The organism is Staphylococcus pasteuri, from assembly GCF_003970495.1.
Classification (GTDB): domain Bacteria; phylum Bacillota; class Bacilli; order Staphylococcales; family Staphylococcaceae; genus Staphylococcus; species Staphylococcus pasteuri.
In genome coordinates this window covers 19358-39193 of sequence record NZ_RXWW01000041.1, presented here as the reverse complement: position 1 = coordinate 39193, position 19836 = coordinate 19358, and the positions used below count along the sequence as shown (strand labels likewise).

The 19836-nt window shown below is 30.9% G+C and carries 21 protein-coding genes; 15 read left to right on the top strand and 6 right to left on the bottom strand.

Going from position 1 to position 19836, the window contains the following annotated elements:
• Nucleotides 1-298: 298 nt before the first annotated feature.
• The 7 genes from gatC to dinB all read left to right on the top strand — a co-directional run bounded on the left by gatC (nt 299) and on the right by dinB (nt 8257).
• Nucleotides 299-601, top strand: coding sequence for an Asp-tRNA(Asn)/Glu-tRNA(Gln) amidotransferase subunit GatC (gene gatC, locus CD121_RS06780; RefSeq protein WP_002452273.1), 303 nt, complete (start codon nt 299-301; stop codon nt 599-601).
• Nucleotide 602: 1 nt separating this feature from the next.
• Nucleotides 603-2060, top strand: a complete 1458-nt coding sequence (gene gatA, locus CD121_RS06775; RefSeq protein WP_017637869.1) for an Asp-tRNA(Asn)/Glu-tRNA(Gln) amidotransferase subunit GatA — start codon at nt 603-605, stop codon at nt 2058-2060.
• A gap of 12 nt (nt 2061-2072) precedes the next feature.
• The gene (gatB, locus tag CD121_RS06770) at nt 2073-3500 is read left to right on the top strand and encodes an Asp-tRNA(Asn)/Glu-tRNA(Gln) amidotransferase subunit GatB (protein WP_017637868.1); all 1428 of its coding nucleotides are present in this window, start codon (nt 2073-2075) and stop codon (nt 3498-3500) included.
• A gap of 447 nt (nt 3501-3947) precedes the next feature.
• Nucleotides 3948-4919 carry a diacylglycerol kinase gene (locus CD121_RS06765; protein ID WP_046467430.1) on the top strand — a complete coding sequence of 324 codons (972 nt, stop codon included), beginning with the start codon at nt 3948-3950 and terminating at the stop codon, nt 4917-4919.
• A 78-nt stretch (nt 4920-4997) separates the two neighbouring features.
• Entirely contained in the window at nt 4998-6359 is a 1362-nt protein-coding gene (gene rlmD, locus CD121_RS06760) for a 23S rRNA (uracil(1939)-C(5))-methyltransferase RlmD (protein ID WP_126567678.1), read from the top strand.
• 144 nt (nt 6360-6503) lie between these two features.
• Nucleotides 6504-7046: a DUF3267 domain-containing protein gene (locus CD121_RS06755; protein WP_017637865.1), complete on the top strand. Its 543-nt coding sequence runs from the start codon at nt 6504-6506 to the stop codon at nt 7044-7046.
• 140 nt (nt 7047-7186) lie between these two features.
• Nucleotides 7187-8257 carry a DNA polymerase IV gene (dinB, locus tag CD121_RS06750; protein WP_017637864.1) on the top strand — a complete coding sequence of 357 codons (1071 nt, stop codon included), beginning with the start codon at nt 7187-7189 and terminating at the stop codon, nt 8255-8257.
• A gap of 31 nt (nt 8258-8288) precedes the next feature.
• Here the strand turns inward: dinB and CD121_RS06745 are convergent, their stop codons facing one another.
• On the bottom strand, nt 8289-8840 hold the full coding sequence (locus CD121_RS06745; RefSeq protein ID WP_017637863.1) for a 3'-5' exonuclease: 552 nt from the start codon (nt 8838-8840) through the stop codon (nt 8289-8291).
• A 338-nt stretch (nt 8841-9178) separates the two neighbouring features.
• Nucleotides 9179-9679 (bottom strand): H-type ferritin FtnA, encoded by a 501-nt coding sequence (gene ftnA, locus CD121_RS06740; RefSeq protein ID WP_017637861.1) that lies wholly within the window; start codon nt 9677-9679, stop codon nt 9179-9181.
• Between the two features lie 194 nt (nt 9680-9873).
• Here ftnA and murT point away from each other — a divergent pair, with 194 nt between their 5' ends.
• Together murT and gatD are read left to right on the top strand one after the other, a co-directional pair.
• Entirely contained in the window at nt 9874-11187 is a 1314-nt protein-coding gene (murT, locus tag CD121_RS06735) for a lipid II isoglutaminyl synthase subunit MurT (RefSeq protein ID WP_017637860.1), read from the top strand.
• Nucleotides 11187-11912 (top strand): lipid II isoglutaminyl synthase subunit GatD, encoded by a 726-nt coding sequence (gene gatD, locus CD121_RS06730; RefSeq protein WP_126567677.1) that lies wholly within the window; start codon nt 11187-11189, stop codon nt 11910-11912. Before murT ends, gatD begins: the two co-directional genes overlap by 1 nt.
• A gap of 385 nt (nt 11913-12297) precedes the next feature.
• On the opposite strand, the gene CD121_RS06725 is transcribed toward gatD, so the two are convergent.
• Entirely contained in the window at nt 12298-13284 is a 987-nt protein-coding gene (locus CD121_RS06725) for an FUSC family protein (protein ID WP_029056008.1), read from the bottom strand.
• 165 nt (nt 13285-13449) lie between these two features.
• Between CD121_RS06725 and map the strand changes: the two genes are divergently transcribed.
• The 5 genes from map (at nt 13450) to vraR (ending at nt 17117) form a co-directional block, all read left to right on the top strand.
• Nucleotides 13450-14205 (top strand): type I methionyl aminopeptidase, encoded by a 756-nt coding sequence (map, locus tag CD121_RS06720; RefSeq protein ID WP_017637857.1) that lies wholly within the window; start codon nt 13450-13452, stop codon nt 14203-14205.
• Between the two features lie 150 nt (nt 14206-14355).
• Nucleotides 14356-14742 (top strand): DUF2543 family protein, encoded by a 387-nt coding sequence (locus CD121_RS06715; RefSeq protein WP_017637856.1) that lies wholly within the window; start codon nt 14356-14358, stop codon nt 14740-14742.
• 14 nt (nt 14743-14756) lie between these two features.
• Nucleotides 14757-15458, top strand: coding sequence for a cell wall-active antibiotics response protein VraT (gene vraT, locus CD121_RS06710; RefSeq protein ID WP_126567676.1), 702 nt, complete (start codon nt 14757-14759; stop codon nt 15456-15458).
• On the top strand, nt 15455-16498 hold the full coding sequence (gene vraS / locus CD121_RS06705) for a sensor histidine kinase VraS (RefSeq protein WP_017637854.1): 1044 nt from the start codon (nt 15455-15457) through the stop codon (nt 16496-16498). The genes vraT and vraS overlap by 4 nt, the downstream gene beginning before the upstream one ends.
• Entirely contained in the window at nt 16488-17117 is a 630-nt protein-coding gene (gene vraR / locus CD121_RS06700; protein WP_017637853.1) for a response regulator transcription factor VraR, read from the top strand. Before vraS ends, vraR begins: the two co-directional genes overlap by 11 nt.
• A gap of 90 nt (nt 17118-17207) precedes the next feature.
• Here the strand turns inward: vraR and CD121_RS06695 are convergent, their stop codons facing one another.
• The 3 genes from CD121_RS06695 to CD121_RS06685 form a co-directional block, all read right to left on the bottom strand.
• Nucleotides 17208-18446 carry a YihY/virulence factor BrkB family protein gene (locus tag CD121_RS06695; RefSeq protein WP_017637852.1) on the bottom strand — a complete coding sequence of 413 codons (1239 nt, stop codon included), beginning with the start codon at nt 18444-18446 and terminating at the stop codon, nt 17208-17210.
• 289 nt (nt 18447-18735) lie between these two features.
• On the bottom strand, nt 18736-19020 hold the full coding sequence (locus CD121_RS06690) for a hypothetical protein (protein WP_017637851.1): 285 nt from the start codon (nt 19018-19020) through the stop codon (nt 18736-18738).
• Between the two features lie 4 nt (nt 19021-19024).
• Complete coding sequence (locus CD121_RS06685; protein ID WP_017637850.1) at nt 19025-19489, bottom strand: low molecular weight protein-tyrosine-phosphatase; 465 nt, start codon at nt 19487-19489, stop codon at nt 19025-19027.
• Between the two features lie 161 nt (nt 19490-19650).
• On the opposite strand from CD121_RS06685, the gene CD121_RS06680 reads away from it, so the two are divergent.
• Nucleotides 19651-19833, top strand: coding sequence for a DUF1128 domain-containing protein (locus CD121_RS06680; protein ID WP_037555624.1), 183 nt, complete (start codon nt 19651-19653; stop codon nt 19831-19833).
• Nucleotides 19834-19836 lie beyond the last annotated feature (3 nt).

Genomic DNA, 19836 nt, shown 5'->3' with positions numbered 1-19836 from the left:
GAGGATACTTTAATAAATGTGTGTTGTTTATTGTTTATTAATTATGCATAATAATGTATCCAAAGATATACTTAGTGATATTTTTTCAATAAATATGCTTTTATTTATAAATAAGTAACAAAAACACAATTAACAATCGATGTGGTTCGAGTTTATTTCACTCCAATATTTGAATAAATATCAACCTAAGATATGAAATGAGTTATTTAAATTGCCATCACTCAATAAATACTTAGATTTTTAAATGAATATTTGATACAATTTAGTGATGAATGAGTAATAAGGAGGCTTTTATTTAATGACTAAAGTAACACGTGAAGAAGTTGAACATATAGCTAATTTAGCCAGACTTCAAATTTCTCCTGAAGAAACGGATGAAATGGCCAATACATTAGAAAGTATTTTAGATTTTGCTAAACAAAATGATAGTGCTGATACAGAAGGTGTAGAACCAACATATCATGTATTAGATTTACAAAATGTATTACGTGAAGATAAAGCTATCGAGGGCATTCCTCAAGAATTAGCATTAAAAAATGCAAAAGAAACTGAAAATGGACAATTTAAAGTTCCAGCCATCATGAATGAGGAGGACGCTTAAGATGAGTATTCGCTATGAGTCTGTTGAGAATTTATTAACTTTAATTAAAAATAAAGAAATTAAGCCATCACAAATAGTTAGTGATATTTATGATGCAATTGAAGAAACAGATCCAACAATTAAATCTTTCTTAGCTTTAGATAAAGAAAACGCAATGAAAAAAGCACAAGAATTAGATGAATTACAAGAGAAAGACCAAATGGAAGGTAAGTTATTTGGTATCCCAATGGGAATTAAAGATAATATCATCACAAAAGATTTAGAAACTACTTGTGCAAGCAAAATGTTAGAAGGTTTTGTACCAATTTATGAATCTACAGTTATGAACAAATTGCATAATGAAAATGCTGTATTAATTGGTAAATTAAATATGGATGAATTCGCGATGGGTGGTTCAACAGAAACATCTTATTTCAAGAAAACTGTAAATCCATTTGATCACTCAGCTGTACCTGGTGGATCTTCTGGTGGTTCAGCAGCAGCTGTAGCAGCAGGATTAGTACCATTTAGTTTAGGTTCAGATACTGGTGGTTCTATTCGTCAACCAGCTTCTTATTGCGGAATCGTAGGCATGAAACCAACTTATGGTCGTGTATCACGTTTTGGGCTAGTTGCATTCGCATCTTCATTGGACCAAATTGGACCATTAACACGTAATGTTAAAGATAATGCTTTAGTTTTAGAAGCAATTTCTGGAATAGATGCTAATGACTCTACTAGTGCACCAGTTGATGATGTAGACTTCACTTCTGAAATTGGTAAAGATATTAAAGGCTTAAAAGTAGCTTTACCTAAAGAATATTTAGGTGAAGGTGTTAGTGAAGATGTTAAAAAATCAGTTAAAAATGCTGTAGAAACATTAAAATCACTAGGTGCTGAAGTAGAAGAAGTATCATTACCAAATACTAAATATGGTATACCATCATATTATGTAATTGCATCTTCAGAAGCATCAGCTAACTTAGCTCGCTTTGATGGTATTCGTTATGGTTATCATTCAAAAGAAGCACAATCACTTGAAGAATTATACAAAATGTCTAGATCAGAAGGTTTCGGTGATGAAGTGAAACGCCGTATCTTCTTAGGTACTTTTGCATTAAGTTCAGGTTATTATGACGCTTATTATAAAAAATCACAAAAAGTTAGAACTTTAATTAAAAATGATTTTGATAAAGTGTTCGAAAATTATGATGTTGTAGTAGGACCAACAGCACCAACAACTGCATTTGATTTAGGTGACGAAATTGACGATCCATTGACAATGTATGCTAATGACTTATTAACAACACCAGTTAACTTAGCAGGTTTACCAGGTATTTCTGTTCCTTGTGGACAATCAAACGGACGCCCAATTGGATTACAATTTATAGGTAAACCGTTCGATGAAAAGACGTTATATCGTGTTGCATACCAATATGAAACACAATTCAACTTACATGACGCTTATGAAAAATTATAAGGAGTGGAAATAATGCATTTTGAAACAGTTATCGGACTTGAAGTTCACGTTGAGCTAAAAACAGACTCAAAAATGTTCTCTCCATCACCAGCGCATTTTGGAGCAGAACCTAACTCAAATACTAATGTAATTGACCTTGCATACCCTGGTGTATTACCCGTTGTAAATAGAAGAGCAGTAGATTGGGCAATGCGTGCGTCAATGGCTTTAAATATGGATATCGCAACTAATTCTAAATTTGACCGTAAAAACTATTTCTACCCAGATAATCCAAAAGCATATCAAATTTCTCAATTTGATGAACCAATTGGTGAAAATGGGTACATTGATATCGAAGTAGACGGAAAAACGAAACGTATTGGTATTACTCGTTTACACATGGAAGAAGATGCTGGTAAATCAACACATAAAGATGGTTACTCATTAGTTGATTTAAACCGTCAAGGTACACCATTAATTGAAATTGTGTCTGAACCAGATATTCGTTCTCCACAAGAGGCATATGCTTATTTAGAAAAATTACGTTCTATCATTCAATATACTGGCGTATCTGACTGTAAAATGGAAGAAGGTTCATTACGTTGTGATGCTAACATTTCTTTACGTCCTTATGGTCAAGAAGAATTCGGTACAAAAGCTGAATTGAAAAACTTAAACTCATTTAACTATGTTCGTAAAGGTTTAGAGTATGAAGAAAAACGTCAAGAAGAAGAATTATTAAATGGTGGAGAAATTGGCCAAGAAACACGTCGTTTTGATGAATCAACTGGTAAAACAATTTTAATGCGTGTAAAAGAAGGATCTGACGATTATCGTTACTTCCCAGAACCAGACATTGTACCTTTATATGTTGATGATGAGTGGAAAGAACGTGTTCGTCAAACTATTCCAGAATTACCTGATGAACGTAAAGCTAAATATGTTAATGATTTAGGATTACCCGAATATGATGCACATGTATTAACACTTACAAAAGAAATGTCTGATTTCTTTGAAGGTGCAATTGAACATGGAGCAGATGTAAAATTAACTTCAAACTGGTTAATGGGTGGCGTAAACGAATACTTGAACAAAAATCAAGTTGATTTACTAGATACTAAATTAACTCCAGAAAACTTAGCAGGTATGATTAAATTAATCGAAGACGGAACAATGAGCAGTAAAATTGCTAAAAAAGTCTTCCCAGAATTAGCTGAAAATGGTGGAGACGCTAAACAAATTATGGAAGATAAAGGCTTAGTTCAAATTTCTGACGAAGCAACTTTATTAAAATTTGTTAATGAAGCATTAGATAATAATCCACAATCAGTAGAAGATTATAAAAATGGTAAGGGTAAAGCAATGGGCTTCTTAGTAGGACAAATTATGAAAGCTTCAAAAGGTCAAGCTAACCCTCAAAAAGTAAATCAATTATTAAAACAAGAATTAGATAAAAGATAATAGGTTTGATTTTTGCTCCTATAACGATTAGTGTAAACTAATTGTTGTAGGAGTTTTTTAGTGTTTCTTTTTGTAGAATGAAGAGTGATGACTTAGTTAATAGATATATATAAGAACGACTGAATTAAAGTTCATTCATACAAAGCCATACTTTTTTGCAAAGCAAAATTAGTATGACTTACCTAATAGTTAAAGCTATTAGGTACATAAAATAACATTTGAATTAAAGTTCATGCATAAGAAAATAGAGGAACGCCTTAGATGAATCTAATGCATAAGAAAAACTAAGGTACTAAAGTACCAGGAAAGCTAAGGAACGCCTTAGCTAAAGCTAATGCATAAGAAAAACTAAGGTACTAAAGTACCAAGTTTTTCTAAAAAATACTTTTAACTCGTGAGTAAATCATTTAATATTGAATATGAGTATATGAAGTCGAGGGATATGATATGAGAAAACGAGCAAGAATTATTTATAACCCGACATCTGGTAAAGAACTTTTTAAACGAATGTTACCTGATGTTTTAATAAAATTAGAAAAAGCTGGATATGAAACTAGTGCCTATGCAACAGAGCGTGAAGGTGATGCGACGCTTGAAGCAGAACGTGCACTCGATAACAATTATGATATCTTAATTGTTGCTGGTGGGGATGGAACCTTAAATGAAGTTGTAAATGGTATTGCAGAACAACCTAATAGACCTAGATTGGGTATTATACCTATGGGTACAGTAAATGATTTTGGACGTGCCTTACATTTACCAAATGATATTATGGGTGCCTTAGATGTGATTATTGAAGGTCATAGTACTAAAGTTGATATCGGTAAAATGAACAATCGTTATTTTATCAATTTAGCAGCAGGTGGCCAACTTACACAGGTATCATATGAAACACCTAGTAAATTAAAGTCAATCGTAGGATCATTTGCCTATTACATTAAAGGATTCGAAATGTTACCACAAATGAAGGCAGTTGACTTACGCATTGAATATGATGATAAAGTCTTTCAAGGTGAAGCATTATTATTCTTATTAGGTTTAACAAATTCTATGGCAGGATTTGAAAAATTAGTTCCTGATGCAAAATTAGACGATGGTTATTACACATTAATTATTGTTGAAAAAGCTAACCTAGCAGAATTAGGGCATATCATGACCTTAGCATCAAGAGGCGAACATACAAAACATCCTAAAGTAATATATGAAAAAGCAAAATCAATCAATATTTCATCGTTTACAGATATGCAACTTAATGTTGATGGCGAATATGGTGGTAAATTACCAGCAAACTTCTTGAATTTAGAACGACATATTGATGTATTTACACCTCATGACATTCATAATGAAGAATTAATTGATCAACCAACAGTAACACCACAGTTAAAATCAGAAGATCATCAACAGAATGAAGACAAATAATAATAAATATGAAATTAACACAAGGTTAGGATAGTAAAAATAACATGTCCTAGCCTTTTCATATGTGGGGGAAAGAAATTGGAAACATTAAAGAAAAATGAAATAAAAACAGGCCAAGTTTTAGATTTAACTCATGAAGGACATGGCGTTGTCAAAATTGATAGATATCCTATATTTGTTCCTAATGCCTTAATTAACGAAACAATAGAATACAAAATTATTAAAGTGAAGAAAAATTTTGCGATAGGTAAACTTCTAAATGTAATTGTAGAGAGTGATTCTCGTGTAGAACCCCCTTGTGTTTATTATGATAAATGCGGTGGGTGTCAGCTTCAGCATATGACTTACCAATCTCAACTCACAATGAAAAAAGAGCAAGTCATCAATTTATTTCATCGAAAAGGATCATTTAACGATACAGTTATACACGATACTGTTGGAATGGAAGACCCGTGGAGATATAGAAATAAATCACAAATACCAATTGGTTTAAATAATAATAAAAAACCTATAATGGGGTTTTACCGCCAACGTAGCCATGACATTATTGACATGGATAGTTGCTTAATTCAAGATGAGAAACATCAACAAGTTATGAATGATGTAAAACAACTCATATCTGAACTTAATATCAGTGTTTATAATGAAAAGACTAAAAAAGGTTTACTACGTCATTTGGTTGTACGAACAGGTCATTATACAAATCAAATGATGATTATATTAGTTACTAATGGCAAAGCATTCAAACAAGCCAATCAATTAGTAGAAGCGTTAGTTAAATTGCATCCCAATGTAACAAGTATTAAACAAAATATCAACGATGCACATTCAAATGTTATTATGGGGCGTAAATCTATTACACTTTATGGTACTGATGAAATTGAAGATAAGCTAAGTGAAATAACATTTAATATTAGCGATCAATCTTTCTATCAAATTAATTCACATCAAACTGAAAAACTATATAACCAAGCATTAGAATACGCTCAGTTAACGGGCAATGAAATTGTTTTGGATACGTATTGTGGTATAGGAACAATTGGTTTATATATGGCAGGAAAATCTAAGCACGTTTATGGTGTGGAAGTCGTACCATCTGCAATCAAAGACGCAGAAGAAAATGCGACTATAAACCAATTAGAAAATACAACTTTTGTCTGTGGGAAAGCAGAAGAAGTTATTCTAAAATGGAAAGCAGAAGGAATAAGACCAGATGTAGTAATGGTCGATCCACCAAGAAAAGGTTGCGATGAAACTTTCATTAAAACGTTATTAGAATTAAATCCTAAGCGTATTGTATATATTTCTTGTAATCCGTCTACACAACAACGTGATGCACAATTACTTAGTCAACAATATGATTTGAAAGAAATTACTCCAGTAGATATGTTCCCACAAACGACTCATATAGAAACAGTTGCATTATTTGAAAGAAAATAGTCTGTTTTAACTATTGTTGATTGCTATATAAAGACGATTATTAAAATTATATTACAAGCAACTTACTTTCTTGAAAATAGCTTTAGTATCGCTATTAAACGTTGTATACTAATGTTAAATTTAGAGATAAATGGAGGGTTGGTTGTGCATAAAATTGATTTGTTTCCAGATAAAATAAACTTACGTCGTTTTGTATTAATGCAAATAGTACTAGTTATGTTTGTTATTTTATTTACATATAAATGGGCTTACAAAATAACTCATATTATAGAACAAAATATTTTATTAAATCTAGTTTATGGTTTTGCGGGATTTGTGATTTTATTAATTGTTCATGAATTTATACATCATATTTTATTCATTTTATTTTCTAAAGGTGAAAAGCCTCAATTGAAATATAAAAAGGGAACAATGATATTGCAATATACTGAAAGTTGCTTTAATAGATGGCAATTTAGCATAATCATGTTAGCTCCATTAATTATCATTAGTTCTATATTGTTAGTACTTATTAGCACATATGCATACTCATCATTAATATTTATGTTTAGTATTCACGTTGGTTATTGTGTATTTGATATTTTATTAGTTTCCCTTGCACTTGCTAGTAAATTTAAATATATTCAAAAATACGATGAAGGTTTATATTTATACCAACATAAACCTAATGAAATGCATCATGAATAATGAAAAAGGTATAATACCGCCCCTCTAATTTGAGGAGGTGGTATTTTTGTTTTGTAAAACAAAGCATGAAGTTCGTGAAATGTTGTCTTACAATTTATAATGAGAGTAATAGATAATAGTGAACGAAAGGCGGTGAATACATGGAAGAAAGAAGGATTATACACATTGATATGGATTACTTTTTTGCACAAGTTGAAATGAGAGATAATCCAAAATTAAAAGGAAAACCTGTGATCGTCGGTGGCAAAGCAAGTAATAGGGGTGTGGTTTCCACAGCATCATATGAAGCAAGAAAATACGGTGTACATTCAGCTATGCCCATGTCTCAAGCGCATAAATTATGCCCGAATGGTTATTATGTTACGAGTAGATTTGATGCATATAGAGAAGCATCTAAACAAATAATGGATATATTTCGTAGTTATACTGAAATAGTTGAACCTATGTCATTAGATGAAGCGTATTTAGATATAACACATCTAGTTAGACCGGATTTACCTGCGTCAACAATTGCTAATTTCATTAGAAGAGATATTTTAGAACAAACAGAATTAACTGCTTCAGCAGGAGTTTCTTATAATAAATTTTTAGCTAAATTAGCAAGTGGTATGAATAAACCCAATGGTATTACAGTGATAGATTATAACAACGTTCACGATATATTAATGAATTTGGACATAGGGGAATTTCCAGGAGTAGGTAAAGCGTCTGAAAAGGTTATGCATAATAATAATATCTTTACAGGGCAAGATTTATATAATAAGGATGAGTTTGAATTAATACGTTTATTTGGTAAGAGAGGACGAGGTCTATATAATAAGGCAAGAGGTATAGATTACAATGAGGTGAAAGCTACAAGAATACGTAAGTCAGTTGGAACTGAACGTACTTTTGCAACAGACGTAAATGATGATGATGAAATCTTGAGAAAGGTTTGGGAATTATCAGGGAAAACAGCAGAGAGACTTAATAAATTACAAAAATCCGGAAAAACGGTGACAGTTAAAATTAAAACATACCAATATGAAACACTCTCAAAGCAGACAAGTCTAAGAGATCCAGTTAATTCAGAGACTGATATATATAATATTGCTTATACGCTTTATACAGAATTAAAAGATCCTGATATACCAATCCGATTAATTGGTGTAACAGTAGGAAATTTAGAGCAATCAGCTTATCGAAATATGACAATATATGACTTTTTATAAAGGCTAGTAATGTAAGTAAAATACTTCATTATTAGCCTTTATCTTTTAAATCTTTACCATAAATATTTAACATACTAGACAAATCATCATAGTGTTTTAATAATCGAAATGTAATCATAGCACAAGCTTTAGCATCATTTAATGCATCATGATGACCGTGAAAATCTAACTTATAAAAATCCATCATATGTTTCAATCCATATCGGTGAGATTGAACCGTGCGTTTGGCCAATTGATATGAACAGAAATAGGTAAGATGGGGTGTTTCTAAACCAATTGATTGAATACTTTGATGCAATACATTCATATCAAATGCTGCATTATGTGCAACTACGGGAAGTTCCTCTATAAATTGCATCATATATGGATATACATAAGCGAAATCAGGAGAAGAGACTACATCTTCAGGGTGAATACCATGAACATTAATATTTTGTTCTGAGAAGTAATCATTTGGATTAACTAATGTATGGAATGATTCTGTAATTTTATTATCAATGACTTTGACCATACCTACTGAACAGATACTGGTACGTTTACCGTTAGCAGTTTCAAAGTCCAACGCAACAAATGCATTTTTCATTTTGTATATGACAACTCCTTTAATACATGACTAATATCATTTACTTTACATCAAAATGAGTATAAATCATAATAAATCAGATTTCACAAAAATATTTTCAATTAGAGATTGAGCTGAGTTAATACTTATTAAAATAGGATAAGGATGAATAGATGGTCTATACCAAAATGACACATATCACTTATGTAGAACAACCAATTAAAGAAGTAATAAGGAAAGCACCACAACCTCCTCAAAAAAGAAAAGGTTTGTCTCCTAAATAAGTTAGGAAACAAACCTTTTAGTTATTATTCAACTATTAAAAAATAACTTTTAGAGTTCAATAAAACCTAATTGTATTATTCTTCGTCGAATGAACGTGTTGCTAGTTCTTTTTCATAAAGATATAAAGTATTGCAATCGTCGCCGATACGATTTAAATAATCGATGTGTGTTTCAAACATTGATTCTTCTTCAACTTGTTCATCTAAGAACCAATTTAAGAATGAAATAGTAGCGTAGTCTTTTTCTCTATGTGCAATTTCAGATAAATTATAGAAACGTTTTGTAACATCTTGTTCTTGAGCTAAACCATCTTTAAATGTTTCTAAAATAGAATTGAAATCAACTTTAGGTGCTGGTAATGCTGTAAATTTAGCATGACCACCACGATCATTAATGTAGTCATAGATTTTTTTACCATGGAATCTTTCTTCTTTTGCTTGTTGAATGTAGAAATTTGCGAAACCTTCATATGATTCTGAATCGCAATAAGATGCCATCGCCATATATGCGTGAGCAGCAAAATACTCATGATTCATTTGTTCATTTAATGCATCTAAAAGTTCTTTGTTTAACATTTTTATTCACCTCATATTAAATAATTTAATTACTTTCCTTACTAACTAAACTGAGTATAACAAACTTATTCTCATTCGTAAATAATAATTATTATAATCTAGGGTGCATTTTTATCTTTTTAATTGAGAATCTTTTTAGTTATACCCTCTGCGTGTTATAATTATGCGAGTGAATAGTAATAGGGAGGAAACAAATGAGACAATGGACTGCAACCCATTTAGCGAAGTTAGCGCGTAAGGCAAGTAGAGCCGTGGGTAAAAATGGAACTGACTTACCAGGTCAAATCGCACGTAGAGTCGATCAAAATATATTAAGAAAATTAGCCGAACAAGTAGATGATATTGTATTTATTAGTGGTACTAACGGAAAAACGACGACATCTAACTTAATTGGACACACATTAAAAGCCAATCATATCGATATTATCCATAACAATGAAGGTGCGAACATGGCAGCAGGAATTACATCCGCCTTTATTATGCAAACAACAAAGCAAACAAAAATTGCAATTATTGAAATAGATGAGGGATCAATACCACGAGTACTTAAAGAAGTAACGCCGTCAATGATGGTATTTACCAACTTCTTTAGAGACCAAATGGACAGATTTGGTGAAATAGACATCATGGTTAACAATATTGCTAAATCAATTAGCGATAAAGGTATCAAATTATTATTAAATGCCGATGACCCGTTTGTTAGTCGTCTTAAAATTGCTAGTGAAACACGTGTTTATTATGGCATGAAAGCACACGCACATGAATTTGAACAAAGTACTATGAACGAAAGTAGATATTGTCCAAATTGTGGTCGTTTACTTGAATACGATTATATCCATTACAATCAAATCGGTCATTATCATTGTGAATGCGGATTTAAGCGTGAACAACCTAAATATGAAGTGACTTCATTTGAAACTTCACCATTCCTTAAATTAAATATTGGTGAAACGTCATTTAATATGAAAATAGCAGGGGATTTTAATGCTTATAATGCGCTAGCAGCATATACTGTTTTAAGAGAACTTGGTTTAAATGATGAATCTATTCAAAAAGGTTTTGAAACATATACCTCTGACAATGGACGTATGCAATACTTCTCATTGAACCAAAAAGAAGCAATGATTAATTTAGCGAAAAATCCAGCTGGAATGAATGCTAGCTTATCAGTAGGTGAACAATTAGAAGGACGTAAAGTGTATGTTATTAGTTTAAATGACAATGCTGCAGATGGTCGAGACACTTCTTGGATATATGATGCTGATTTTGAGAAGTTAAGTAATCAAGATATAGAAGCTATCATAGTAACAGGAAATCGTGCTGAAGAATTACAATTAAGATTGAAATTAGCAGAAGTAGATGTTCCAGTAGTACTTGAAAGAGATATTTATAAAGCAACTGCTAAAACAATGGATTACACAGGATTTACTGTTGCCATTCCAAACTATACTTCATTATCACCAATGCTAGAACAATTGAATCGTTCTTTTGAAGGAGGACAATCATAATGAAGCATGAATTGACAATTTATCATTTTATGTCTGATAAATTAAACTTATATAGCGATATAGGTAATATTATCGCATTAAAAATGAGAGCTAAAAAACGTGATATTCAGCTTAAAGTTGTTGAAATCAATGAAACAGACAATGTTACATTTGAAGACTGTGATATCTTCTTTATCGGTGGGGGAAGTGATCGTGAACAATCACTAGCAACGAAACAATTAAGTAAAATTAAAACACCACTGAAAGAAGCAATTGAAGATGGTATGCCAGGTCTGACAATTTGTGGTGGCTATCAATTTTTAGGAACGAAATATATTACACCTGATGGGACAGAACTTGATGGTTTAGGCATTTTAGACTTTTATACTGAATCCAAAGAAAATCGCTTAACTGGAGATATTATTATAGAAAGTGATACATTTGGTACAATTGTAGGATTTGAAAACCATGGCGGTAGAACATTCCATAATTTTGGTACTTTAGGACATGTGACACATGGATACGGTAATAATGATACAGATCGACAAGAAGGTATTCATTATAAGAACTTATTAGGAACATATTTACATGGCCCGATTTTACCTAAAAATCATGAAATCACTGATTACCTATTAGAGAAAGCCTGTGAAAGAAAAGGTATTCCATTTGAACCAAAACAATTAGACAACACAGAAGAAGAAGCGGCTAAACAAGTTTTAATTGATCGTGCAAACAAAAATAAATAAGTATTAAAACATGTCGTGACATATCATTTGTGGGGATAAGAACTGAAGTTTCCATTGGTAGTGTAAGTTGAGTCATGTTATAATCTTTATACATAAGGCACCTCGTTAATTTAGTTTAGTGATGTTTATTAAATTATACGAAAGGGCCTTATTTTTTAAAGTGTTTTGATGTAAAATTACATATAAATTCGATGTATTTTGGCGAGACTCTTAAGGGAACAGGACAAGCTGAAGACTACAGGCTGAAGCTGTCCCCTAAGAAAGCGAGCCGATAATACGAAGTATTATAAATAAAGAAGCCAGTCAATGAGTTTTTTGGATAAACTCATTGACTGGCTATTTTTCTAGGATTTATGTCTCAGTCTCTTTCATTTGAAAATATTTTTTACGCATAGCGATGATCTAATATTTTATAGATTAATAAAATTTCATATATAAGATGACTTTTAATTTGATTCTGATCGAATTCTTCAAGTTGTTTTACTGAAGATTTTAAAGTTGAAGCTGATTTACGTTCACGCTTAAATGTACCATCACATAGAATGTGGCTAATACTTGTACTTATTTTTAATATTGCTAACTTTTCATCTGGAGTAAAGAATACATAGGCATCTTTAGGTAAATAAATAATATTGGCTAGGTGTGTCATTAATAATCTATTAGTATAAGCCCTACTAGTTAGTTTATTAAGCTTTTTCCAATCTTCGGCTTTATTTTGATGATAAGTAAGTTCATCACGTTGATATCCAGTTAATAAGTCAATTTTTTGGTTTAAGTTACTAATTTGAATGATTTTTTTATTACTTTTATCAGATTGAAATCGTCCAAGTAGTAACTCATGACAACGTTGGTTAAATAAGTCATACATTTTATCTTCAGATCTATATAGATTATCTTCTAATTGACTATAGTATTTAGGCGGTAAAATCATAAAATTTACAAGTCCTGCAGTAACAAGTCCAATTAAAGCAGTTAATAAACGTGAAAAGAAATTAAATACATAAGCTTCATGTATACCAGGTATCATAGCAACTGAAGTTAAAACAGCAACTGTTGTACCAACTTGTAGATTTAATTTAGTACAAGCCAATATCGTAAACGTTGCACTACAGGCGTATGCAAACGGTGATTGATCCCCAAAAATAAATGTAAATACAACAGCAAATAAAGCTCCAATAACTGTAGCTGGTAAACGACGATAGCCTTTTTTAATAGATGCTTTAGCAGTAGGCTCTATGGTTACGATTGCTGTTAATATGGCAAAAATTGGTGTTAAGTTTAATAACATACAAAACACAGTAGTAAAGAAGGTTGCTAAGCCTGTCTTAATTGTACGTGCACCAATAATATGTTTATACCATTTTTCATTCAAGTTGTTGTCCCCCTTAAAAAGGGAATTTTTAAAACGTAGATCGCTTTTTCAAATTCTCTTTCTTATACAAACAAAATAAATACTTTATAATGCATTCATATTTAGTATATCAAAAAATTTTTGCTATAATAAGATAGAATATAAATATAAAGGAACGGGATAAAAATGATTGTAAAAACAGATGAAGAACTACAAGCTCTAAAAGAAATTGGATATATTTGCGCTAAAGTAAGAGATACAATGCAAGCTGAAACTAAACCAGGCATTACAACTAAAGAATTAGACAATATTGCAAAAGAATTGTTTGAAGAACATGGCGCATTATCTGCACCAATTCATGACGAAAACTTCCCAGGTCAAACATGTATTAGTGTGAATGAAGAAGTCGCTCACGGTATTCCAGGGAAACGTATTATTCGTGAAGGTGACTTAGTTAATATTGATGTATCAGCACTAAAAAACGGATTTTATGCTGATACAGGCATTTCATTTGTTGTAGGTGAAGCATCAGATCCTTTAAAACAAAAGGTATGTGATGTAGCGACAATGGCATTTGAAAATGCAATGGCTAAAGTGAAACCAGGCACGAAATTAAGTAATATTGGTAAAGCAGTTCATGCAACTGCGCGTCAAAATGATTTAACAGTTATTAAGAATTTAACAGGTCACGGAGTAGGTCAATCATTACATGAAGCACCTAATCATGTCATGAACTACTATGATCCAAAAGATAAAACATTATTAAAAGAAGGACTTGTCATTGCAGTTGAGCCATTTATTTCATCTAAAGCTACGTTTGTAACTGAAGGTAAAAATGAATGGGCATTTGAAACAAGTGATAAAAGTTATGTTGCTCAAATTGAACATACTGTCATTGTTACTAAAGATGGTCCTTTACTAACAACAAAAATAGATAATTAATATAAAATTAAGACAGTCCTTAAATAATTAAAGTAAATGATTATGATTTAATCTAGGACTAAAGGACTAATACGATATGGTTCCGGAGCCTATTACTTAAGGTTTCGGAATTGTTTTATAATAGAACCTAATCAATGGTGAGGTGGTTCTATGAATTATATGGAGAATTATTTAAATCACATTTTTAAATCGTCATTAAGATATAATATCGATGAATATAAAATGAAACTAGATAAAAAAATAAAAAGTATTGAAAGTTATATAGCATATTTAAATGGGAAGAGAGCACAGCTCAAAAAGTTAATTGACAGTATATCTTTAGCATTAGAAAATAAATATATAGATATAGCAGATTTATATAATATCCAATGTGCAGAAGAAGTACATGATCATGAAATTGCAGCATTAAGAAATTACTTAAATCATATTGAGGCTTATTATGCACAAATAGAAACTAAAATAAGTGAACAGACAAAAGAAAAAATGACTATTGAAAAAGAGTGTCATTTAATTCATTATATGAGTGCTGTGGCATAGAAAGGTGGCGAACCATGACCCATAAATATATATCAACAGAATTGTTGATAGTTTTTACAGCATTAATGATTATTGCTAATTTTTATTATATATTCTTTGAAAAGATAGGGTTCCTACTCGTTTTACTATTAGGATGCGTGCTAGTTTATGTAGGATATATATATTTTCATAAAGTGAGGGGCTTGCTTGCATTTTGGATTGGTGCACTATTAATCGCTTTCACTTTATTGTCTAATAAATATACGATTATCATTTTATTTATATTTTTATTATTGCTAATTGTTAGATACTTAATTTTTAAATTCAAACCATTAAAAGTAACGGCAACAGAAGAGGAAGTGTCATCTCCAGCATTCATTAAACAGAAATGGTTTGGAGAACAACGAACACCTGTCTATGTATATAAATGGGAAGATGTCCAAATTCAACATGGAATTGGTGACATTCATATTGATTTAACAAAAGCAGCAAATATCAAAGATAATAATACTATTGTTGTTAGACATATATTAGGTAAGGTACAAGTGATCGTACCATTAAATTATAATATCAATATACATGCAGCTGCATTTTATGGATCAGCATATGTTAATGAAAAATCATATAAAATAGAGAATAATAATATACATGTTGAAGATAAAACTAAAGAAGAAAATTACACTGTCAATGTCTACGTATCAACATTTATTGGAGACGTAGAGGTGATTTATAGATGAATCACTATATAAGAGCAATAGGCTCTATGCTCATTTTAACGTATAGTATGTTAACCGCATTTTTATTTATTGATAAAGTATTTGTTAACATCATCTATTTTCAAGGTATGTTCTATACACAGATTTTTGGCATACCTGTATTCTTATTTTTAAATATCATAGTGATATTATTATGTATCATTGTAGGCTCTGTTTTAGCTTATAAAATTAATCAACAGAATGACTGGATTAATTCTCAAATAGAACGATCTATTGAAGGTGAAACAGTTGGTATCAATGACCAAAATATAGAATTATATAGTGAAACACTGGAAATATATCATACACTTGTACCATTAAATCAGGAATTACATCGATTAAGAATGAAAACACAAAACTTAACTAATGAAAACTACAACATGAACGATGTAAAAGTTAAAAAGATTATTGAAGACGAAAGACAACGTCTAGCTAGAGAATTACATGACTCAGTAAGTCAACAATTATTCGCTGCGAGTATGATGTTATCAGCGATTAAAGAAACTAAATTAGAACCCCCATTAGACCAACAAATTCCAGTTTTAGAGAAAATGGTACAAGATTCACAACTTGAAATGAGAGCTTTATTATTACATTTACGACCTCTAGGGTTGAAAGATAAGTCCTTAGGTGAAGGAATTAAAGATTTAGTTATAGATCTTCAAAAGAAAGTTCCGATGAAAGTTGTACATGAAATACAAGAATTTAAAGTTCCTAAAGGTATCGAAGATCATTTATTTAGAATTACTCAAGAAGCTATTTCAAATACATTAAGACATTCTAATGGCACTAGAGTGACGGTTGAACTATTTAATAAACAAGATTATTTATTATTACGTATACAAGATAATGGTAAAGGCTTTAATGTAGATGAAAAATTGGAACAAAGCTATGGTTTAAAAAATATGAGAGAACGTGCATTAGAAATTGGTGCTACATTCCATATCGTTTCGTTACCTGATTCCGGAACACGTATAGAAGTTAAAGCCCCATTGAACAAGGAGGATTCTTATGGCGATTAAAGTATTATTTGTAGATGACCATGAAATGGTTAGGATAGGGATATCAAGTTATTTATCAACACAATCCGACATTGAAGTAGTAGGTGAAGGAGAATCTGGTAAAGATGCAATAGCTAAAGCGCATGAATTGCAACCCGATTTAATATTGATGGATTTACTAATGGATGATATGGATGGTGTAGAAGCTACAACAGAAATAAAAAAAGATTTACCACAAATTAAAGTAGTTATGTTAACAAGTTTTATTGAAGATAAAGAAGTTTATCGTGCTTTAGATGCAGGTGTAGATAGTTATATTTTAAAAACAACTAGTGCAAGTGATATAGCTGAAGCGGTTCGTAAAACTTATAATGGTGAATCTGTTTTTGAACCAGAAGTATTAGTGAAAATGCGAAATAGAATGAAAAAACGTGCAGAATTATATGAAATGTTAACAGAAAGAGAAATGGAAATCTTATTATTAATTGCAAAAGGTTATTCCAATCAGGAAATTGCCAGTGCTTCACATATTACAATTAAAACTGTTAAAACACATGTTAGTAATATATTAAGTAAATTAGAAGTACAAGATAGAACACAAGCTGTAATTTATGCATTTCAACATAATCTTATCCAATAAAGATAGTTATTACATGATATAAAATTTTACAAACAAATAGGCCAAGCGGTTGATGAACATCAATCCGTCTTGGCCTTTAATATATAATAATTAAGAATTTTTATCTTCTTCTGAATCATTATTTTTAAATTTATCTACAATTTTATCTTTAATTGTACTTTGATCTTCTTGGTACTTATCTTTAGCATCTTTATCGATATTATAATCTTCTTGTGAACCTAATTCACGGTTATCATTATATTCATAAGTTGTATCTTCATTATAATGATTTTGGTTGTTATCATCATGTTTTAAAGCAGCTTCTTCAGGTGTTTCGCCTTTAATTACATTACGTTGATGAATGATAGCATTAATTTCTGCTCCAATGATAATAATAAAGCTTGTTAAGTATAACCAGATCAGTAAAATAATAATACCAGCGATACTACCATAAGTTTTAGAATAATTACCAAAGTTAGAAATATACCATCCAAATGCAAATGAACCTAGTAACCAAATGACTGATGTAAATATTGCACCTGGTAATACTGAACGAAATTTAGTTTTAACATTAGGTGCTACCGAATACAATACTATAAATAATAGTAAAATAATGATTAGAGGTAATACCACTCTAAGTAAAGTAAATATCCATTTAATTTGTGAGTCTAAACCTAATGGACCGAATAAATAATGACTAATAGCAGAACCAAGGGTAGGTAAAGCCATAGCTATTAAAAATACAAATCCCATTACAATAGTAAATACAACACTTAAAAGCTTAAGTAAAATACCATTTCGGCTATCTTCAACATCGTAAGCAACGTTAAATGAATTCATAATGGCAGTCATACCATTTGATGCAGACCATATTGCTAAGATCAGTCCGACAGATAGTAAGCCGCCACTTGAATTTTTAGTAACATCGCCTATAACACTTTTAATAATTGATGATGTTTCTGATGGTGCACTACTTAACATATCAGTAATACGACTTTGATCGATATTAAAAACTGGTAATAAAGTCAATAAGAAAATGAGCATAGGGAACATAGCAAGAACAAAGTGATATGTCATTTGAGCTGCTAAACCTGATGCATCGTCCTTACCAATTCTATATACCAAATAAGAGAAAAAGTTCGAATCTTTAGTATACTTTGCAGGTTTGTTTAATCTTGAAAGGAAGAATACCTGATTCTTCTTTTTTGGTGTCTTAGATTGAAATTCTTGAGGTTCAATGTATGTACGATCGACTTTAATTTTGTTATCACTATTTTGTTGATCTTTGTTATCTTCATATTCTTTAGCAGAATTAAGGAAGTTGGAACTTGTTTTTTCTTTCTTTGACATAACAATCTCCTTTAATAATTTGAATATTATATTTAAACACATTTTAATTTAATTAAAATTGTAAAGAAAGGGAGTGAGATGAAGTTGAGTTAATTTTTGGTTATTGGAGACTAATTTTAGTTACCAATAAGCTAAAAATCATTTAATAGCTCAACCTCTAAACTCACCCCCGTTTCAATGGAGTGGGATAACAGTTATTGAATATCTTCACTCTATTTGAATAGTTAATTAAGAAATAGTGATTTATTATTACAAAATTCTAATTCATAATTCATCTAATAATTAACTATTATTTTCCAATACGTTCATTTTTTCTATTAACAAAAGTATCTTTTGCATCTTTAATAGAACGTTCTAACTCTGGGTTATTACGACGAATTTCTTCGATAACATCTTTCCAGTACATAACTTCATCTTTAATGCTACTTACTTTAGAAGGTTTTTGAGATTTTTTACCTTCTTTAACATTTGAGAATGATTGTTTTAAAGAATTACGAGTTGATTTATCAGCTAATGTTGCTACGCCACCGATAACAGCGCCTAATAATACTCCAGGAATGAATTTGTTTTCCATAATTTTACCCCTCTTTCAAATTTGCATCTTTGACGATGTAATCAATTAAATTATCACATGATGATTGTACCATTTTATAAACACCTTCGAAATTGTTAGTGTAATATGGATCAGGTACATCACTTTCTTTCATATTACTAAATTCTAGTAATTTGAACAATTGTCCTTTTATGCTAGGATTAATTGCTTTAATATTTTCTACATTACTTTGATCCATTGCAATAATATAGTCAAAATCATCTGTTGGTTCAAAAAGTTCACTAATCATACCATCAAATGGAATGCCGTGTGTATTTAAAATCTTTTGAGTCCCTTCGTGAGGGGGCTCACCTAAATTCCATTTTCCAGTGCCACGAGAGTGAACTTTGACACCAGTTATACCTCTGTCTTGTAGTCTTTGTCTCATGATTGCTTCAGCCATTGGAGAACGGCAGATATTACCAAGACATACGAAAGCTACGTCTACCATATTAATTCCTCCAAACTATGTAATTATATCCCCATTTTACTGGTTCTTCAAACAATTAGAAAGCAAATTTTTTCAAATTCTATTAAAGTTCCATAAATTATGTTAGTTTGATAGAATACTAAGGTAAAGAGGTGAGAAGTTTGGCAACTACAAATGAAGAAATGATTACCGAAATAAGACAAAAGTTAAATATAGTTAATAAAGCGCTTATTGATCCTGATAAATTTAAAGATGCTGATCAAAATGAAATTAAAGAAATACATCAATTTGTAACTTCAAAAGATTCATTTTCACCTAGCGAAGTGACTGCTATTGCAGATGCACTAGGAGAATTAAGACAATAAAGG

Bases quoted from the DNA above. Each gene is read 5' to 3' on its own strand.
- gatC (WP_002452273.1), top strand. From the start codon at position 299: ATGACTAAAGTAACACGTGAAGAAGTTGAACATATAGCTAATTTAGCC.
- gatA (WP_017637869.1), top strand. From the start codon at position 603: ATGAGTATTCGCTATGAGTCTGTTGAGAATTTATTAACTTTAATTAAA.
- gatB (WP_017637868.1), top strand. From the start codon at position 2,073: ATGCATTTTGAAACAGTTATCGGACTTGAAGTTCACGTTGAGCTAAAA.
- CD121_RS06765 (WP_046467430.1), top strand. From the start codon at position 3,948: ATGAGAAAACGAGCAAGAATTATTTATAACCCGACATCTGGTAAAGAA.
- dinB (WP_017637864.1), top strand. From the start codon at position 7,187: ATGGAAGAAAGAAGGATTATACACATTGATATGGATTACTTTTTTGCA.
- CD121_RS06745 (WP_017637863.1), bottom strand. From the start codon at position 8,840: ATGAAAAATGCATTTGTTGCGTTGGACTTTGAAACTGCTAACGGTAAA.
- ftnA (WP_017637861.1), bottom strand. From the start codon at position 9,679: ATGTTAAACAAAGAACTTTTAGATGCATTAAATGAACAAATGAATCAT.
- murT (WP_017637860.1), top strand. From the start codon at position 9,874: ATGAGACAATGGACTGCAACCCATTTAGCGAAGTTAGCGCGTAAGGCA.
- gatD (WP_126567677.1), top strand. From the start codon at position 11,187: ATGAAGCATGAATTGACAATTTATCATTTTATGTCTGATAAATTAAAC.
- map (WP_017637857.1), top strand. From the start codon at position 13,450: ATGATTGTAAAAACAGATGAAGAACTACAAGCTCTAAAAGAAATTGGA.
- CD121_RS06715 (WP_017637856.1), top strand. From the start codon at position 14,356: ATGAATTATATGGAGAATTATTTAAATCACATTTTTAAATCGTCATTA.
- vraT (WP_126567676.1), top strand. From the start codon at position 14,757: ATGACCCATAAATATATATCAACAGAATTGTTGATAGTTTTTACAGCA.
- vraS (WP_017637854.1), top strand. From the start codon at position 15,455: ATGAATCACTATATAAGAGCAATAGGCTCTATGCTCATTTTAACGTAT.
- vraR (WP_017637853.1), top strand. From the start codon at position 16,488: ATGGCGATTAAAGTATTATTTGTAGATGACCATGAAATGGTTAGGATA.
- CD121_RS06695 (WP_017637852.1), bottom strand. From the start codon at position 18,446: ATGTCAAAGAAAGAAAAAACAAGTTCCAACTTCCTTAATTCTGCTAAA.
- CD121_RS06690 (WP_017637851.1), bottom strand. From the start codon at position 19,020: ATGGAAAACAAATTCATTCCTGGAGTATTATTAGGCGCTGTTATCGGT.
- CD121_RS06685 (WP_017637850.1), bottom strand. From the start codon at position 19,489: ATGGTAGACGTAGCTTTCGTATGTCTTGGTAATATCTGCCGTTCTCCA.
- CD121_RS06680 (WP_037555624.1), top strand. From the start codon at position 19,651: ATGATTACCGAAATAAGACAAAAGTTAAATATAGTTAATAAAGCGCTT.